Origin of the sequence: Litoribrevibacter albus (genome assembly GCF_030159995.1) — a bacterium.
In the GTDB taxonomy this organism is placed as follows: Bacteria; Pseudomonadota; Gammaproteobacteria; order Pseudomonadales; family Litoribrevibacteraceae; genus Litoribrevibacter; species Litoribrevibacter albus.
In genome coordinates, this window is the sequence record NZ_BSNM01000015.1 from 349,391 (window position 1) to 366,272 (window position 16,882).

General features: G+C 43.0%; 14 protein-coding genes, 4 tRNA genes and 2 other RNA genes. 16 read left to right on the forward strand and 4 right to left on the reverse strand.

Features of this window, described 5'->3' with window-relative positions; genetic code table 11:
- Nucleotides 1–30: 30 nt before the first annotated feature.
- Nucleotides 31–888, reverse strand: a complete 858-nt coding sequence (gene folD, locus QQL66_RS13965) for a bifunctional methylenetetrahydrofolate dehydrogenase/methenyltetrahydrofolate cyclohydrolase FolD (protein ID WP_284382229.1) — start codon at nucleotides 886–888, stop codon at nucleotides 31–33.
- A 268-nt stretch (nucleotides 889–1,156) separates the two neighbouring features.
- Here folD and QQL66_RS13970 point away from each other — a divergent pair.
- From QQL66_RS13970 to QQL66_RS14010, 9 genes are all read left to right on the forward strand, one after another.
- Nucleotides 1,157–1,233 (forward strand) — tRNA-Arg (locus tag QQL66_RS13970).
- A gap of 37 nt (nucleotides 1,234–1,270) precedes the next feature.
- A tRNA-Leu gene (locus QQL66_RS13975) sits at nucleotides 1,271–1,355 on the forward strand.
- A 213-nt stretch (nucleotides 1,356–1,568) separates the two neighbouring features.
- Entirely contained in the window at nucleotides 1,569–2,876 is a 1,308-nt protein-coding gene (gene tig / locus QQL66_RS13980; protein WP_284382231.1) for a trigger factor, read from the forward strand.
- Between the two features lie 228 nt (nucleotides 2,877–3,104).
- The gene (gene clpP / locus QQL66_RS13985; RefSeq protein WP_284382430.1) at nucleotides 3,105–3,728 is read left to right on the forward strand and encodes an ATP-dependent Clp endopeptidase proteolytic subunit ClpP; all 624 of its coding nucleotides are present in this window, start codon (nucleotides 3,105–3,107) and stop codon (nucleotides 3,726–3,728) included.
- Nucleotides 3,729–3,788: 60 nt separating this feature from the next.
- Complete coding sequence (clpX, locus tag QQL66_RS13990; protein ID WP_284382232.1) at nucleotides 3,789–5,072, forward strand: ATP-dependent Clp protease ATP-binding subunit ClpX; 1,284 nt, start codon at nucleotides 3,789–3,791, stop codon at nucleotides 5,070–5,072.
- A 128-nt stretch (nucleotides 5,073–5,200) separates the two neighbouring features.
- Nucleotides 5,201–7,600 (forward strand): endopeptidase La, encoded by a 2,400-nt coding sequence (gene lon, locus QQL66_RS13995; RefSeq protein WP_284382233.1) that lies wholly within the window; start codon nucleotides 5,201–5,203, stop codon nucleotides 7,598–7,600.
- Nucleotides 7,601–7,853: 253 nt separating this feature from the next.
- Nucleotides 7,854–8,126, forward strand: a complete 273-nt coding sequence (locus tag QQL66_RS14000; RefSeq protein WP_284382234.1) for an HU family DNA-binding protein — start codon at nucleotides 7,854–7,856, stop codon at nucleotides 8,124–8,126.
- Nucleotides 8,127–8,156: 30 nt separating this feature from the next.
- Nucleotides 8,157–8,233, forward strand: a tRNA-Asp gene (locus QQL66_RS14005).
- Nucleotides 8,234–8,335: 102 nt separating this feature from the next.
- The gene (locus tag QQL66_RS14010) at nucleotides 8,336–10,216 is read left to right on the forward strand and encodes a SurA N-terminal domain-containing protein (RefSeq protein ID WP_284382235.1); all 1,881 of its coding nucleotides are present in this window, start codon (nucleotides 8,336–8,338) and stop codon (nucleotides 10,214–10,216) included.
- Between the two features lie 91 nt (nucleotides 10,217–10,307).
- On the opposite strand, the gene QQL66_RS14015 is transcribed toward QQL66_RS14010, so the two are convergent.
- Entirely contained in the window at nucleotides 10,308–10,739 is a 432-nt protein-coding gene (locus QQL66_RS14015; RefSeq protein ID WP_284382237.1) for a PA2817 family protein, read from the reverse strand.
- A gap of 81 nt (nucleotides 10,740–10,820) precedes the next feature.
- On the opposite strand from QQL66_RS14015, the gene QQL66_RS14020 reads away from it, so the two are divergent.
- From QQL66_RS14020 to queF, 3 genes are read left to right on the forward strand one after another with little or no spacing between them, the layout of a single operon-like run.
- Nucleotides 10,821–11,756 (forward strand): ABC transporter ATP-binding protein, encoded by a 936-nt coding sequence (locus tag QQL66_RS14020; RefSeq protein WP_284382238.1) that lies wholly within the window; start codon nucleotides 10,821–10,823, stop codon nucleotides 11,754–11,756.
- Nucleotides 11,757–11,765: 9 nt separating this feature from the next.
- Nucleotides 11,766–12,539, forward strand: a complete 774-nt coding sequence (locus QQL66_RS14025; protein WP_284382239.1) for an ABC transporter permease — start codon at nucleotides 11,766–11,768, stop codon at nucleotides 12,537–12,539.
- A 53-nt stretch (nucleotides 12,540–12,592) separates the two neighbouring features.
- Entirely contained in the window at nucleotides 12,593–13,426 is an 834-nt protein-coding gene (gene queF, locus QQL66_RS14030; protein WP_284382240.1) for an NADPH-dependent 7-cyano-7-deazaguanine reductase QueF, read from the forward strand.
- Here queF and QQL66_RS14035 read toward each other — a convergent pair.
- On the reverse strand, nucleotides 13,356–14,855 hold the full coding sequence (locus QQL66_RS14035; protein ID WP_284382241.1) for an adenylate/guanylate cyclase domain-containing protein: 1,500 nt from the start codon (nucleotides 14,853–14,855) through the stop codon (nucleotides 13,356–13,358). The genes queF and QQL66_RS14035 overlap by 71 nt on opposite strands.
- 17 nt (nucleotides 14,856–14,872) lie before the next feature.
- Entirely contained in the window at nucleotides 14,873–15,184 is a 312-nt protein-coding gene (locus QQL66_RS14040) for an Mpo1-like protein (protein WP_284382243.1), read from the reverse strand.
- A 226-nt stretch (nucleotides 15,185–15,410) separates the two neighbouring features.
- Here QQL66_RS14040 and QQL66_RS14045 point away from each other — a divergent pair, with 226 nt between their 5' ends.
- The 4 genes from QQL66_RS14045 (at nucleotide 15,411) to QQL66_RS14060 (ending at nucleotide 16,478) form a co-directional block, all read left to right on the forward strand.
- Nucleotides 15,411–15,980: a nitroreductase family protein gene (locus tag QQL66_RS14045; RefSeq protein WP_284382244.1), complete on the forward strand. Its 570-nt coding sequence runs from the start codon at nucleotides 15,411–15,413 to the stop codon at nucleotides 15,978–15,980.
- A 62-nt stretch (nucleotides 15,981–16,042) separates the two neighbouring features.
- Nucleotides 16,043–16,130: transfer RNA gene (locus QQL66_RS14050), tRNA-Ser, on the forward strand.
- Nucleotides 16,131–16,175: 45 nt separating this feature from the next.
- A non-coding RNA gene (locus QQL66_RS14055) (RtT sRNA) lies at nucleotides 16,176–16,290 on the forward strand.
- Between the two features lie 61 nt (nucleotides 16,291–16,351).
- Nucleotides 16,352–16,478, forward strand: a non-coding RNA gene (locus QQL66_RS14060) — RtT sRNA.
- The last annotated feature ends 404 nt before the right edge of the window (nucleotides 16,479–16,882 follow it).

The following is a 16,882-nucleotide window of genomic DNA, read 5'->3' on the forward strand; positions in this document are numbered from 1 at the left end:
TCAGCCGGTTTTTTTATATCTGAAAAATGATTATTTGTCGTGAAGCTCAGCGCAGGCAAATAATGTATTTTCCATCAGTGTGGCAACCGTCATTGGGCCTACACCGCCAGGAACTGGGGTGATCCATGCTGCGCGTTTGGCTGCTTCTTCGTACTCAACATCGCCCACTAACTTACCATTGTCTAGGCGGTTGATACCTACATCCACTACAACTGCACCATCAGGAATCCATTCGCCTTTAACTAGACCTGGTTTGCCGGCTGCAGCAATTACGATGTCTGCTTGAGCAAGGTGGCTAGGAAGATCTTTAGTGAATCGGTGAGTTGTTGTTACTGTGCAGCCTTTGATGAGTAGTTCAAGACCCATTGGGCGACCAACAATATTTGATGCGCCAACAATCACGGCATGCTTACCATGAAAATCGATACCGGTAGATTCCAGAAGAGTTACTACACCTTTTGGTGTGCAAGGACGTAAAACCGGCAGGCGTTGTGCCAAACGGCCTAGGTTGTATGGGTGGAAGCCATCAACGTCTTTGTCCGGGCGGATTCGCTCCAGAATAGAATCTGAATTTAGATGTTGAGGTAGTGGTAGCTGAACCAGGATGCCGTCAATGGCTTCATCTGCATTTAGTTCATCGATAAGTTCTTCTAATGACTCTTGGCTAGTGTTTTCAGGAAGATCAAACGACTTGGAAAGAAAACCAACCTGCTGACATGATTTACGTTTGTGGGCTACATAAACCTGAGATGCTGGGTTACCGCCGACTAATACAACCGCTAAACCTGGAGCGCGCTTGCCTTGTTCAGCACGAGCCGCAACTTGCTTCGCGATAGTGTTCTTAATGTCTTCGGAGATTTTTTTACCATCAATGATTTGAGCTGTCATCGTTTTTGGTCCTGTCTAATGTGGACTGAGATCTTGGCTAGGCCAGTCCGTAGAAAATTTGCGCGCATTTTCTCACGACAGTTTAAGTATGTCATCTTTAAGTGTGGGAATAGGTAAGACATATTTGTTTTGTATGGTGACGGGGGAGGGTAAATACCTGATGTTTGATATCTGAATAAAAAGTTTCAAAAAAGAGTTGACCGACGAAAAAAGCTGATTATAATTTGCGTCCACTTGAGATGGTCGCCGCAAGGTTGTCGAACTAAATGCGCTCGTAGCTCAACCGGATAGAGCAACGGCCTTCTAAGCCGTAGGTTGCAGGTTCGAGTCCTGCCGGGCGTGCCATTTACGGTTGTAGATCTTCTTAAGTGCTTTTCAAAATGCGGAAGTGGTGAAATTGGTAGACACGCTGGATTTAGGTTCCAGTGCTTCACGGCGTGAGAGTTCGAGTCTCTCCTTCCGCACCATCTACTCTCTCTTTATTCATTGTTTTTCTCGTTCATCTGTTTGTCATTCTTATCCCCTTAAAATCTAAGATTTTTCTTGATTCTCGCTTCGTCAATCCTTAAAGTAGCGGTTTATTTTTTTGCCGTACTGATGCTATTCGGGCTGACTATTAAATAAGTGCCAGCATCAACCAAGGCGTCATTACGAATTTAGTTAAATTTTGAGGAAGTTCCATGCAAGTTTCAGTTGAAACAACATCTGGCCTAGAGCGCAAAATGACGGTTGCGATTCCTTCTGATCGAATCGATTCTGAAGTAGAAACGCGTTTAAAAGATACAGCTAAGCGTGTTCGTATCGATGGTTTCCGTCCAGGTAAAGTTCCTATGCGTGAAGTTAAGCGTCGTTATGGCTTGGGTGTGCGTCAGGAAGTTCTAAGCGAATTGATGCGTTCTACGTATTTCGAAGCAGTAATGCAGGAAAAATTGAACCCAGCTGGCGCTCCATCTATTGAGCCTGTTGATCTGACTGAAGATTCTGGTTTCTCTTACGTTGCAACGTTTGAGGTGTATCCTGAGTTTGAAGTTAAAGGGATGGATGCTGTTGAAGTAACTCGTCCTAACGTAGAAATTTCAGATGAAGATGTATCTGAAATGATCGACATTCTTCGTAAGCAGCAAGCTACTTGGGAAGAAGTAGAGCGTGAAGCGGCTGACGGCGATCGCGTTACTATCGATTACGTTGGTACAAAAGACGGTGTAGAGTTTGATGGTGGTAAGGCAGAAAACGCTCCTCTTACTCTAGGTTCTAATACTTTTATTCCTGGCTTTGAAGACGGTTTAGTTGGTACTAAAGCTGGCGAAGAGAAAGTTCTAGACCTAACTTTCCCGGAAGATTACGGAAATAAAGATCTAGCTGGTGCTGCAGTGCAGTTCGCTGTAACTGTGAAAGCGGTTTCTGAGCAGAAGCTTCCTGAATTGAATGATGAGTTCTATGCTCGTTTTGGCGTTGAAGGTAATGACGAAGAGTCATTCCGTGCTGAAGTTAAGAAGAACATGGAGCGTGAGCTTGATCAAGCTGTGAAAACCAAGGTTAAAAACCAGGTTATGGACGGTTTGATTGAACAAAACGACGTTGATGTTCCAGCTGCGCTAGTTAGTGAAGAAATTGATCGTATGCGTCAGCAAGCTGTTCAGCAGTTTGGTGGTGGTCAAGGTTTTGATCCTAAGTCTCTTCCTGCTGAAATGTTCCAGGATCAAGCTAAGAAGCGTGTACATGTAGGTTTGGTGGTTGCTGAAATCATTAAAGCTAACGAATTGTCTGCTGACGAAGAAAAAGTTGATGCGATGTTGAATGAAATGGCTTCTGTATATCAAGAGCCTCAACAAGTAATCGACTGGTACAAAAACAACCCTGAGCAATTGAATCAGCTTAAAGCTGTAGTTCTTGAAGAGCAGGTTGTAGAAAAAGTACTTGAGTCTGCAAAAGTAGAAGAAAAAGAAATGAGCTATCAGGACGCTGTTAAGCCTGAAGGCCAAGCGTAATAGTTTATTTCTTGATCCTGAACGCTATGTTTAGGAAATAAAACAATAGCACTTGTCGCGAGTGGTTCCATTCGGCAACGACAGGTGCTATTTTGTATCAGATAAAGAATTTAAAAAGTAAAAGTCTGATTTTGCTTATAAAGTGAGCATTTTTTCAGGGAAATTTATCAAAACTGAGGGAGTGGACGGTTAATGACTAACTATCCTTTTGGTAGCCCGTTTTCATCAATGAATGGTATGGATGTGACTGATCCAAGTTCTGCTTTGGTTCCTATGGTTATTGAGCAGACATCACGCGGCGAGCGTTCGTACGATATTTATTCTCGTCTGTTAAAAGAACGTGTGATCTTTTTGGTAGGACAAGTAGAAGATCATATGGCGAATCTTATTGTCGCTCAGCTATTGTTCTTAGAGTCAGAAAACCCTGATAAAGACATTCATTTGTACATTAACTCTCCGGGCGGATCTGTAACGGCAGGGCTTTCGATCTACGACACGATGCAGTTCATCAAGCCGAATGTAAGTACTATGTGTATTGGTCAGGCGTGTTCAATGGGTGCATTCTTGTTGGCGGCCGGTGAAAAGGGTAAACGTTATGCGTTGCCTAATTCACGAGTGATGATTCACCAGCCGAGTGGTGGTGCTCAAGGTCAGGCGTCAGATATTAAAATTCATGCTCAAGAGATTTTGGATTTGCGTGATCGCTTGAATCGTACATTATCGGATCACACTGGTCAGCCATTGGAAACAATCGAGCGTGACACAGAGCGAGACAACTTTATGTCGGCAAATCAGGCTCAAGAGTATGGTTTGGTCGATGCAGTGCTCGACAGAAGAGAATCTGCGTCCTAATATACCCAGAATAGATGCCGATATTTTATAGTGGCAGGTAAAGATTGAACGGAGTAGTCGATGTCCGACGAAACTAAAAAAGGCGACGATAACGGAAAGCTTCTGTATTGTTCGTTTTGTGGTAAAAGTCAACACGAAGTTAAAAAGCTGATCGCAGGCCCTTCGGTATTCATCTGTGATGAGTGTGTTGATCTGTGTAACGATATTATTCGTGAAGAAGTACAGGAAGCGGAGTCAGAGTCACAAGGTGACCGTTTGCCTTCGCCTCATGAAATCAAAGAAACTCTTGATGAGTATGTAATCGGTCAGGATAAAGCAAAGATTGTTTTGTCTGTGGCTGTTTACAACCACTACAAGCGACTTCGTTATGGAGATCGTGGTGGTGACGTAGAGCTTGGTAAGAGTAATATTCTGTTAATTGGTCCTACCGGAAGTGGTAAAACACTTTTGGCAGATACCTTGGCTCGTTTGCTGAACGTACCATTCACTATTGCTGATGCAACCACATTGACGGAAGCTGGCTATGTGGGTGAAGACGTTGAGAACATTATCCAGAAGCTTTTGCAGAAATGTGATTATGATGTAGAGCGTGCGCAAATGGGCATCGTATACATCGATGAGATTGATAAGATCTCTCGCAAATCTGATAACCCTTCAATTACACGAGATGTATCGGGTGAGGGTGTTCAGCAGGCATTGCTTAAGCTTATTGAGGGTACTGTTGCTTCTGTTCCACCTCAAGGTGGTCGTAAGCATCCTCAGCAAGAGTTCCTGCAAGTTGATACTTCAAATGTATTGTTCATCTGCGGTGGCGCCTTTGCTGGTTTAGATAAAGTTATTCGTGATCGTACTGAAAAGAGCGGCATTGGTTTCTCTGCTGTTGTTGCAAGTAAAGATGATTCCAAGCAAGTTGGCGAAATTTTAGGTGAAGTAGAAACCGAAGATTTGGTTCGCTATGGTCTGATTCCTGAATTCGTTGGTCGTTTGCCGGTAGTGGCAACTCTGACTGAGCTGGATGAAGAAGCTTTGATTGAGATTCTTGTTGAGCCGAAAAACTCTTTAACCAAGCAATATTGCAAGTTGTTTGAGATGGAAGGGGTTGAGCTGGAGTTTAGAGAGGATGCTCTGAGGGCTGTTGCTCGCAAAGCTCTGGAACGTAAGACTGGTGCTCGTGGTCTTCGATCAATTCTGGAATCTGTCCTTCTAACGACAATGTATCGTATTCCTTCAGAAGACAATGTCACTAAAGTCGTCATTGATGAAAGTGTAATTAATTCTGAGGCTGAACCTCTACTTATTTATGAATCTCAAGATGCTCCTAAAGTAGCGTCTTCTGAAGATTAAATAATTAAAAAGGCCCTTTTTAGGGCCTTTTCCTTGTATTTAACGTATTAGTCCCCACATTATCCTAAAGACTGATTTGCCGGTGTTTATTTTCTGTTTTGACCGGTGTTAACCGAGAGGATGTGTCTATGTCTGCAACCGAAATTGATGATGTAATTGAGTTGCCTGTCTTACCGCTGCGAGATGTCGTTGTTTTTCCGCATATGGTAATTCCATTATTTGTAGGAAGAGAAAAGTCGATTGCTGCTCTAGAAGAAGCAATGGCTGATGAAAAGAAAGTATTTTTGGTTGCTCAGAAAGATGCAAACGATGATGATCCTGCGCCTAAAGACCTGTATGAGATAGGCACAATCGCAACCATTCTTCAAATGCTTAAGCTTCCTGATGGTACAGTAAAAGTATTGGTTGAAGGTTTAGATCGTGCTCGTATCGAAGACTTCATTGATCAGGATGAAATGCTTGTCGCACAAACTTCTATTATTGAAGTAGAAGAGAGTGAAGGCCAGTACGATGACGTTGTTGAATCCGCGATCGAAGAAGTTGAGAAGTACGTAAAGCAGAGCAAAAAACTTCCATCTGAAGTTCTGAATGCGGTTAAGAGCATTACTTCATTGGATCGTTTAACAGATACTCTTGCTTCTCACATCTCTTCGCTGAAGGTCTCAGAAAAACAAGCGCTTTTGGAAATGTCTGATCCTTTGGATCGCTACGACGAAATTCTTGGCATTATTGATCGTGAACTTGATGTTGTTCAGGTGGATAAGCGAATTCGTGGTCGTGTTAAAAAACAAATGGAAAAGAGCCAGCGCGAGTACTATTTGAATGAGCAAATAAAAGCCATTCATAAAGAACTGGGCGAGATGGATGAAGGCTCTGGTGAGCTGGATGAGCTGGAGAAGAAAATCCAGGTCTCAGGTATGCCAAAAGAAGCTCGTGATAAAGCGGGTTCCGAACTTAAGAAATTAAGAATGATGTCTCCTATGTCGGCTGAGGCTTCTGTTGTTCGTGGATATCTGGATTGGTTGGTTAATGTACCTTGGAAGAAGCGTTCTAAAGTCCGTTTAGATTTGCAACGTGCAGAAGAGGTTCTGAATGAAGATCACTACGGTCTTGAAGAAGTTAAAGATCGTATTATCGAATATTTAGCCGTTCAAAAACGCGTTAAAAAATTGAAAGGTCCGGTTTTGTGTTTGGTTGGGCCTCCAGGTGTGGGTAAAACCTCGTTAGGTCAGTCAATTGCTCGTTCGACAAACCGTAAGTTTGTTCGTATGGCGTTGGGTGGTGTCCGTGATGAATCTGAAATCCGTGGCCACAGAAGAACGTATATAGGTTCTATGCCTGGTAAGTTGATTCAGAAAATGTCCAAGGTTGGTGTTAAGAATCCACTGTTCCTTCTTGACGAAATTGACAAGATGGGTATGGATAACCGAGGTGACCCTGCGTCTGCATTATTGGAAGTTTTAGATCCAGAACAAAATAATTCTTTCAATGATCATTACATGGAAGTGGATTACGACCTGTCTGACGTGATGTTTGTGTGTACTTCGAACTCAATGAATATTCCTGCGCCTTTATTGGATCGTATGGAAGTTATTCGTATTCCAGGTTACACGGAAGATGAAAAGGTAAACATCGCTCAGAAATATCTGATTCCAAAGCAATGTAAGAATAACGGTCTGAAAGAAGGTGAATTGGAGTTACCTGAAGCGTCTCTTCGCCACCTTATTCGTCACTACACCCGTGAATCAGGTGTGCGTGGTTTAGAACGTGAAATTGCCAAGGTGTGCCGAAAAGTGGTCAAAGCTGCCGCTTTGGGCAAAGAGGCGGTTGCAGAAGTTCAGCCAGAAGCGTTGGAAGATTTGATTGGTGTGCAGAAGTTCAAATACGGTATCGCTGAAGAAGAGAACAAGGTTGGTCAGGTGACTGGCTTAGCCTGGACTCAGGTTGGTGGTGAACTGTTGACGATTGAAGCTGTAACTATGCCTGGTAAGGGAAGAACGATCAAGACTGGTTCTCTTGGTGATGTGATGCAGGAGTCTATTCAAGCTGCTACAACGGTTGTTCGTAGTCGTTCCAAGGTACTTGGAATTCCTGAAGACTTCTATGAGAAGCAAGATCTGCATATCCATGTGCCAGAAGGTGCTACTCCGAAAGATGGACCTAGCGCGGGTACGGCAATGTGTACAGCAATGGTGTCGGTTTTAACTGGCGTTCCTGTTCGTTGTGATGTAGCAATGACCGGTGAAATTACCCTACGTGGACAAGTCTTACCGATTGGTGGGTTAAAAGAGAAATTACTCGCTGCTCATCGTGGTGGAATTAAAACGGTTATTATTCCTGATGATAATATTCGCGATTTGAAAGAAATTCCTGAACATATTAAGGAAGATTTGGAAATTAGAGCGGTAAAATGGATTGATGAAGTCCTTGATATTGCTCTTGAATACTTGCCTGAGCCTGGAAATGAAAGCATTAATGAGGCTTCAGCGGAGGCTGAAAATGGCAATGACCGTATAAATGCACATTAAATTACAAAAAAGTTGCCTCAAAGTGAAAAAAAAGTGCTTTGAGGCAGTTACTTTTGTTTGGATTTAGGTAAAATAACTCGCACTTAAATAAGAAACTGAGCGTGCTAAGGACAGATAAACTCTAGCCTCTCTCGTGCTTGACAGGGTAGACAGGTAGTTGTTATAAATTTTGTTCCTTTGTGAATAATCATAAGCACCACAGGGAATTCTTAGATCAGTTTATTAGATTGCTGACTTTTTAAAGGGGAATATTGTGAATAAGTCTGAATTAATCGAAGCTATTGCAGAATCTGCTGACATCACTAAAGCTGAAGCCGGTCGTGCTTTGGATGCTACAATCTCTGCAATCACTGGCGCACTACAAGATGGTGATCAAGTTGCGTTGGTTGGCTTTGGTACTTTTTCTGTTAAAGAGCGTGCTGCTCGTACTGGTCGTAACCCTCAAACAGGTGCACCAATTGAAATTGCCGCTGCTAAGATTCCTGGCTTTAAAGCAGGTAAAGCGTTGAAAGACGCTGTAAACTAATTTTTAAATAGTTAGTTTACTTGGGATTCAGGAGCAGTAGTTCAGTTGGTTAGAATACCGGCCTGTCACGCCGGGGGTCGCGGGTTCGAGTCCCGTCTGTTCCGCCAAGATTAGGGCGCATCAACTGATGCGCCTTTTTCATATTTACTTCAAGTGATTGCTTAATATAAGAAAAATCATTTCAGAGATAGGATTAGCTAGGTTTAGCCATGCTGCAGAGTATCAGGAATAATACGCAGAGCCTGTTTGCCAAAATTTTGGTGGGCTTGATTGTTGTGGTTTTTGCCCTTTGGGGTGTTGACGCAATTGTTGGTAGTTTTAATGGTCCTAAACCGGCCGCTACGGTTAATGGACAGGACATTGATGAGCTTAAAGTTCAACGTGCAGTAGAGCTTAGAAAGCGTGAGCTGTATTCCCGTTTTGGAGAGAGCTTTGATCCATCGTTGATTGATGATGGATTATTACGTAATGCAGCTCTCGAAGAGCTTATTAATCGAACAATTCTTTCTTCTGATGCTGAAGACCAAGGTCTGACCTTTTCAGATCAAGCGTTGGATCAGATGATTGTCAGCGCACCTAGTTTTCAGGTTGACGGAAAATTCTCGGAAGATGCTTATGATGCGGCTATTCGCAGTCTAGGTTATACGAGATCTTCTTTCCGAGACATGGCTCGCCAGGATATGGTTGTTGGCCAAATTCGTGGTGGATTATCTGCGACGTCTTTTGTTACTGAGCGTGAAGCAAAGCAAGTAGCAAAATTGGAACAGCAACGTCGTGACTATGCATTCACTACTATTGCTCGTTCGGCATTGGAAGCGTCTGTTGAGCTAACTGACGAACAGATTGAAGCCTATTACCAGGAAAATACCTCTAAATATCGGACTGAAGAACAGGTAAAAGTGGAATACATTGCTTTATCTGTTGATGATTACACTGGCAAAGTTGAAATCAAAGAAGAAGACCTAAAAGCGCTTTACAACGAAAGCATCGAGGAAATGGAAGAGACGGAAGAGCGTAAAGCTTCTCATATTCTGATTGCTGTCGATGATGAAACGTCGGAAGAAGCGGCCATCGCTAAATTGAATGACGTTAAGGCTCGAGTGCAAAATGGTGAGAGCTTTGATGATTTAGCGAAAGAAATGTCTGATGATCCAGGTTCAGCTCAACAAGGTGGTGACCTTGGGTTTGCTGGTAAGGGTACTTATGTTGAGCCTTTTGAGAATGCCTTGTTTGCGATGAATGTAGGTGATTTATCCGAGCCGGTTGTTACTCAATTTGGTGTGCATTTAATCAAGTTAAATGATGTTCGTACCCAAGGAATTCCTACTTACGATGAGTTAAAACCTCGTCTTGAACAGGATCTACGCTTGGCTGAAGCGAAGACTGAATTTGTTGCTGCTGGTGAAGAGCTATCTAACAGTGCATTCTCTGCTGATACGCTTCAGGAAGTAGCGAAAGAGCTGTCTTTGCAAGTTGTGACCACTGAGTTGTTCACTCGTGACGGTGGCGCAGATCAGGTAACCAGTAATCCTCAGATTATTAATCAGGTCTTCAATGAGGAATTCATTCAAGAAGGTCGTCCTAGCGATTTGATTGAATTAAGTGATGAACAATCCTTAGTGATTCGAGTGGTTGACCATGTGGTTCCTGAAACTCTTGCTCTGGCGGAAGTTAAGGATCAAGTGGTTCAGGCGTTGACTAAGCAAGTGGCTCAGCAAAAAGCTCGTGACCTTGCTGATGAATTACTAACTCATTTGAGAGCAGGCGGAGAGCTGACTCAGTTTGAGGCTCAGTCAGATTTGACTTGGTCTGTAATTGAGCAAGCAGGTCGTACAGATTCAAGTGCTAATGCTTCGATTAACAACAAGGCGTTCTCACTAGGTCTCAACGAAGGAAGTAAGAGCTATGATAGAGAAGTATTGCCAAATGGCGATGTTGTCGTGCTTCGTTTGGATGCTGTGAGCAATGTTGATGATTTGGATGAGCAGGATCTAGACAATGCTCAACAGATGCTAGCGAATCAATTGGCTCGTGCTGAATATCAGGCGTACCAACGCTCTTTACGAGATCGAGCTGAAATCGAGCGTTAATACTCTCTGTCCCGAGCTAATGTTTTAGTTCGGACGCAAAAAAAACCGCCCTAAACTAGGGCGGTTTTTTTATGAATCGAACTTTTAATTCTTAATGGAGACCAAAAATACGATTTCTGGTTTTTTCGCGATCGAAAGGCTTACCTTCATCAATGGCTTCGTAACGTGCATCGTCTAGTAGTTGGAATTTTTCGATTTCTTCGTCGGGCATGTAATGTAGGCAGTCTCCACCGAAATACCAAAGTAAATCTCTGGCCCAGCATTCGGTAAGTTCTGGGTATTTTGCGATTTGTTGAGTAACAAGCTTTTGGCCTGCAAAGACATGATTAGGTTCGATATGAACCATGTCTTTAATCAATTGTTCAAAGGCTGCCAGAAATGTGATGGCATCTTGATCAAGTTCCTGACCTTTAAAAGGTTCTTTGTCACGAAAGGCTTCGTAGCTTTGTTTAAGTAGCCGTAAATGAAAGAGAAGGTTTTCTTGTTCAGTTTCCGGGAGTTGGGCAAAGCGTGATTCGCTCATGAATAACCTTTAATTAATTAAGTGCATGTGAAAATATCAAGCATGCTATTATAACCTCTATTTTTTGAAATTTTAGTTCCTATGTTTGCACTTGAAATAAATGGGTTAGAAAAAACCTACGCTAACGGTACTCAGGCACTCAAGGGGATTTCCCTGACGGTTGCTAAAGGGGATTTTTTTGCCTTACTTGGCCCTAATGGCGCAGGTAAATCTACCACGTTGGGTATTGTTTCTTCATTGGTGAATAAGTCTTCCGGCTCGGTAAAGGTGATGGGATTCGATCTGGATAAAGAGCGAGTTCAGGCCAAGATGAAACTTGGGGTTGTCCCTCAGGAGTTTAACTTTAATCAGTTTGAAAAAGTCTTTGATATTGTTGTTACTCAAGCTGGCTATTACGGTATTTCGGCAACTGTAGCTAAAGAGCGAGCGGAAACATATTTAAGAAAACTAGGCTTATGGGATAAACGCGATACGCCGGCTCGAATGCTGTCTGGCGGAATGAAACGTCGTTTGATGATTGCCCGAGCCTTGATTCATGAACCGGATGTTTTGATTTTGGATGAGCCTACAGCCGGTGTTGATATTGAACTCAGGCGTTCAATGTGGACTTTTCTTCAAGAAATAAATCAGCAGGGCATTACCATTATTTTAACCACGCATTATCTGGAAGAGGCCGAAGCCCTGTGTCGAAATATTGCCATTATCGATCAAGGTGATATTTTGGTTGATTGTCCTATGCGTGAATTATTAGGGCAAATGAATAAGCAGACCATAGTCTTAGACGTCGACTCAAATCGGCTTGATGAGATTTCGTTGCCTGATTTTCCTCTAACGGTAGTGGACGAACACACCCTCGAAGTTGTTATCACCAAGGATCAATCCTTAAATGATTTGTTCCACCAACTAACAGAGCAAGCGGTGGTTGTTTCAAGTTTCAGAAATAAATCGAATCGTTTGGAAGAGATGTTTGTATCCTTGTTGGATCGAACACCAACTGAAACATCAGTCGGGCAGTAGGAATAGATCATGGGTGCAAGAGCAAATTGGATCGCCTTCTGGACGATCATTGTAAAAGAAGTAAGACGTTTTTCTCGAATCTGGGGGCAGACTATCTTGCCACCGGCCATAACCATGACCCTCTATTTTATTATTTTTGGCAACCTGATCGGTTCCCGAATTGGTGAAATGGGCGGATACAGCTATATGGAGTTTATTGCTCCTGGCTTGATCATGATGTCAGTGATTACTAACTCTTATTCAAATGTGGTTTCTTCATTTTTTGGGAACAAGTTCCAGCACAGCGTTGAAGAGCTTCTGGTATCACCGATTCCTAACTGGATTATCTTGCTTGGCTTTACTCTGGGTGGTGTTGCTCGAGGCTTAGCGGTTGGTTTGATCGTTACTCTGGTTGCCCTGTTTTTTGTGGATTTGCCACTTTATAGCTTGTCGATCATTGCTCTTACGGTGTTTTTTACCGCGTTTTTGTTCTCGCTGGGGGGCTTTCTCAACGCGCTTTTTGCAACGACGTTTGATGATATTTCTATTGTTCCTACCTTTGTTTTGACGCCGTTAACGTATTTGGGTGGGGTCTTCTATTCTATTAAGCTTTTACCTGAGTTCTGGCAGAGTGTTTCGACACTTAATCCTATACTTCACATGGTGAATGCATTTCGCTATGGCTTCCTGGGTATCACTGACATTGATTTGGTGCTTGCTTTAGGGATGATTTTTCTTACGTCAATTATCTTGTTTGGTGTCTGTTTGCACTTGCTGAATAAAGGCGTTGGAATTCGACAGTAGTTTTTTTGGTTTTGTGTTTATATCCAATATTCGATAGGAAAGGTTAAGTTTGTATGGGTGGTAGAGAAGTAGATTCTTCGTTAGGTAAAGACGTTGAATATGAGTTTAATTATAACCCTGAATTGTTATTCCCGATTCGTCGTCAGGAAGGTCGTGATCGAGTAGGTATTGATTCTCAGCATCTGCCTTTTGAAGGTATCGATATTTGGACAGGCTTTGAGATCTCATGGTTGAACGCTAAGGGCAAGCCCGTAGTTCGTGTGGCAGAGTTTACCTTACCGTCTAACACTCCTAATCTTATCGAATCGAAATCTTTCAAACTTTATTTGAACTCCTTTAACCAGACTGTCTTTGAATCAGAGCAAAAAGCAGTTGAGGCTATGCAGCGAGATTTGTCGGAAGCGGCTGGCGGGAAGGTTGGCGTTGCTCTGTATCCTGTCGATAGTGAGCATTTGAACTGTTCTCAGCTCACAGGGGAGTGTGTGGACGAATTAGACGTGTCTGTAGATGTCTATGAGCCAGATCCTGGATTATTGGTGTCTGATGCGGATGAACAGGTATCAGAGGTGCTCTACAGTCACTTGTTAAGATCAAACTGTCCTGTGACCGGTCAACCAGATTGGGGAACCTTGGTTGTCCATTATACCGGGAACAAGTTGGATCGGGAGGCGTTTTTAAAGTACGTTATCTCGTTCAGGCAGCACACAGGCTTCCACGAGCAATGTGTTGAGCAAGCGTTTGTCGATATTAAAAAGGCGACAAACGCCAAAGAGTTGGTGGTGTATGCGCGTTATTTGAGGCGTGGCGGGCTAGATATCAACCCTTACCGTTCAATGAATGGACCTTTGCCGTCTGAGTGTTTACAGCATCGTTTCCATCGTCAATAAGTTCTTTAAACGGGTCGTTGCTCTCAAACTCCACTTGCTCGCGTATTTTGGCCGTAGCAGATTCTAATGCAGCAAGGACCCGTTCTTTATCCCTCGCCTGAAGCTTCTCTTCGTCTAGATACATAGAGAAGCCATCTAGTTGATGTTCCATATATCCGCTTTCACAGCCCAGTTCTTTACGGAAACCAACTACTTGGTAGATTGGGAGAGGGCGGCTGAAGCCTTTTACCTGAATCTCCCCTTTATCACGGCACATGACCGTGTCTTTGATCAAAGAGAAGGTTTCATAAGACAGTAGAATCTCGCCTGCATCTGCTAGGCTTTCCAGTCGGCTGGCCAAATTCACTTCTTTGCCGACAATGGTGTAGTCCATTCGCTGCTCAGCACCAAAGTTGCCAACCGTACAATAACCGGTGTTGATTCCCATGCGAATTTGAAGAGGCGTTTTAATGCCTTGGCTACTCCATTTTTGTTGGAGAACTTTCATGTGTTTACGCATGGCAATTGCCATCGCTACGCATTTTTGGGCGTCGGCTTTGGTGCCTTCTGAGGTTGGGTCACCAAAGAAAATCATCAAGCTGTCACCGATGAATTTATCAATAGTACCGCCATGCTTTAATGCAATATCACACATGTCGGTGAGGTATTGGTTCAGTAGTTCAGTCAGTACTTCCGGTTCAAGTTCGTCTGAAAGCTGAGTAAAGCCTTTAATATCGCTGAAAAAAACCACTAGCTTCTTGCGTTGAGTCTCTAGGGCGACGTCTTTCTTTCCGGAAAAAATGGTTTGCCACACTTGAGGTGCCAGATACTTCGACATTTTTAATGCCAGTTCATTTGCTCTGGATTGTTGGCATTCAATTTCTTGTTTGGCGTTGTAGAGCATGTTTGCCTGGATGTGAATGTAATAGGCCGCAACTGAGAGGAATACCATTGTTCCGATGCTATACGCAATGCTTACAACCAGTGGGGCATGTTGTACAAACTTGAAGCCAAATATGGAAGAAAGAATAAAGGAAACAGCGATGAGTGTTGCGTTGCCGGTAAGTAATAGTCGAATGCCTCCGGCCACAATCAAAGCAAAGCTGAGCATAGTGATTAATAAGATGGAGGGGGCAAGCGAGAATTGTATCCAGAATAACCACACGCCACCGTAGATGGCGTCCATATGCAGTGCAATGAAACGGCTGGTAGTAATCCGTTTTATATTACTGCTTTGAAGAATGGCGTGCAGGATATGCGGATAGATAATCGCAAACGTGACCATATACCACGCTGATTGTGGATAGTGATCATTGAAAATCCCGACCGTAATGGCAAACGCACCAGCCAGATAGGCAATGGTTCTAATGTAGTAATCAGCATTCGAAAAAAGCTGTTCGATCGTCGTTACGTGTTTTACTTCTGAAGTGTTGTTATTTCCAAGCGACATTAATCGATAGCCTTTCATTAAAACTTTATTTTACCAGTAAGCACATCTTTCAGCATGACCCAATCACCCACAAAACTATAAAAAGGGTATTTGAAAGTTGCTGGCTTATTGTGTTCAAAGAAGAAATGTCCAACCCAGGCAAAGCCATAACCAAGAACAGGTAAAAGGAGAAACATCATAAAGTGTTGGGTAACCAAGATGTACATTAAAAGAGATAAAACAGACAGACTACCAATAACATGTAATCGACGGCAGGTTTGGTTTTGATGTTCGCCCAGATAAAACGGGTAAAATTCTGAAAAACTAGTGAATTCTTGATTTGTCGCCATAGAATTTCCTTTTATCGTTATAATGGATGGTCAGATCAAACACTAATTTGTCAGGCGGATGCCATTTTTTAGTGTCAGACCATAAACGCATCTCTTTATAGAAATGTGACGCAGGTCAAAAAATGTGATCTGATGAATATACTCTTTAGCACCGTAGGGTGCAATTCTTTAGCGTGATAAAATCCATCCGTTATAGAACTAATAAACAATCAGGTATGGAAATTTAATGGAAGCCCTAGAGTTACTTACCAGTCGAGTGTCTATTCCCAAATTAAGAGCGCCAGCACCATCAAAAGACGTTATGGCTCAATGTTATCAAGCAGCAATGAGAGCGCCCGATCACGGTCGTCTTAAGCCTTGGCGTTTTATTCATATCGAAGGTGATGGATTGGATCGGCTTGGGCAGCTGTATTTAGATGCAGAGAACTTTGATTCTGTTAAGGATGCAGGCATCGAAGTGTCTGAGGTGAGACAACAGAAGTTATTGTCTATGCCGAAAAGAGCGCCATTAATAGTGATAGTCGTGGCTAAGGTTGAACAGCACCCCAAGGTTCCTAGAGAGGAACAACTAATGGCCGCAGCATGTGCAGCGTACGGTTTGTCTGTTGCTGTATATGATCAAGGGTTTGGTTGTATGTGGCGCACGGGTGAATTGGCGTATCATCCTCTGGTCAAAACAGGGCTGGAACTGGAAGAAAACGAAGAAATCGTTGGTTATCTGTACATAGGAACGCCCGATTGCAGGCCTAAAACTCCAAAACCTGAAGATCTTAGTCAGTTTGTTAAAACTTTCTGACAATATTCCCCAAATGCTATTGATTTTAATCTTTGAATTCGATAACTTAGCGCACCTCAAAAGGTGAGGTGTCTGAGTGGTCGAAAGAGCACGCCTGGAAAGTGTGTGTACGGAAACGTACCGAGGGTTCGAATCCCTCCCTCACCGCCAAAATTTATAAAGGCCCCGGTTTATGCCGGGGCTTTTTCGTATCTGAAAGCACGAAAGAGGGAAGGGTGAGGAGCCTCGTGGTTCGAGCCGAGCGAAGCGAGACAACGTTGGAGCGTGCGACGACGGCCCGAAGGGCATAGTAATCCCTCCCTCACCGCCATTACTTTTGTAATGAAGAGTTTCTAAAGCCTCGGTTTATGCCGGGGCTTTTTCGTTTCTACGAAGTTCAAAAGAGGGAAGGGTGAGAAATCTCGTGGTTCGAGCCGAGCGAAGCGAGACAACGTTGCTTTCTTTAAATAAGAGTACGACGACGGCCCGAAGGGCGCAGTAACCCCTTCCTCACCGCTATTTCGTGTCAGTTCAGTCGTAAGCGTCCTGCTTCAATCGTAGATTTTAATCGCTCAACCTCCTGACAAGCTGTGCTAAAAGCCGTTGGTTTCACTTTATCTCGCAAGAACTCATCATGTCTGTTTGTCCAAACGGTTATCACTCAAAACCGATTGGTTTTTATGGAGGGAAATTTGTATTTCAAATGAATAAACTTCGTGGGTGAATAATTAAAAACCTGACTTTTCGGACAGTTGGTGTTTACAGCTCATCTTTTGGGTTTTACCCTTCGTTGCTAATTTTTAAGAAAAGATGTCGTAGATCAGTTACTGATGGCGTTTTTTCATTAGCCTTGCCTTCTTAAATTCAACGATATTTTCCTTTTTTAGTATCTCTGATTTAGCTCTTTTGTTTCTTATCGATAG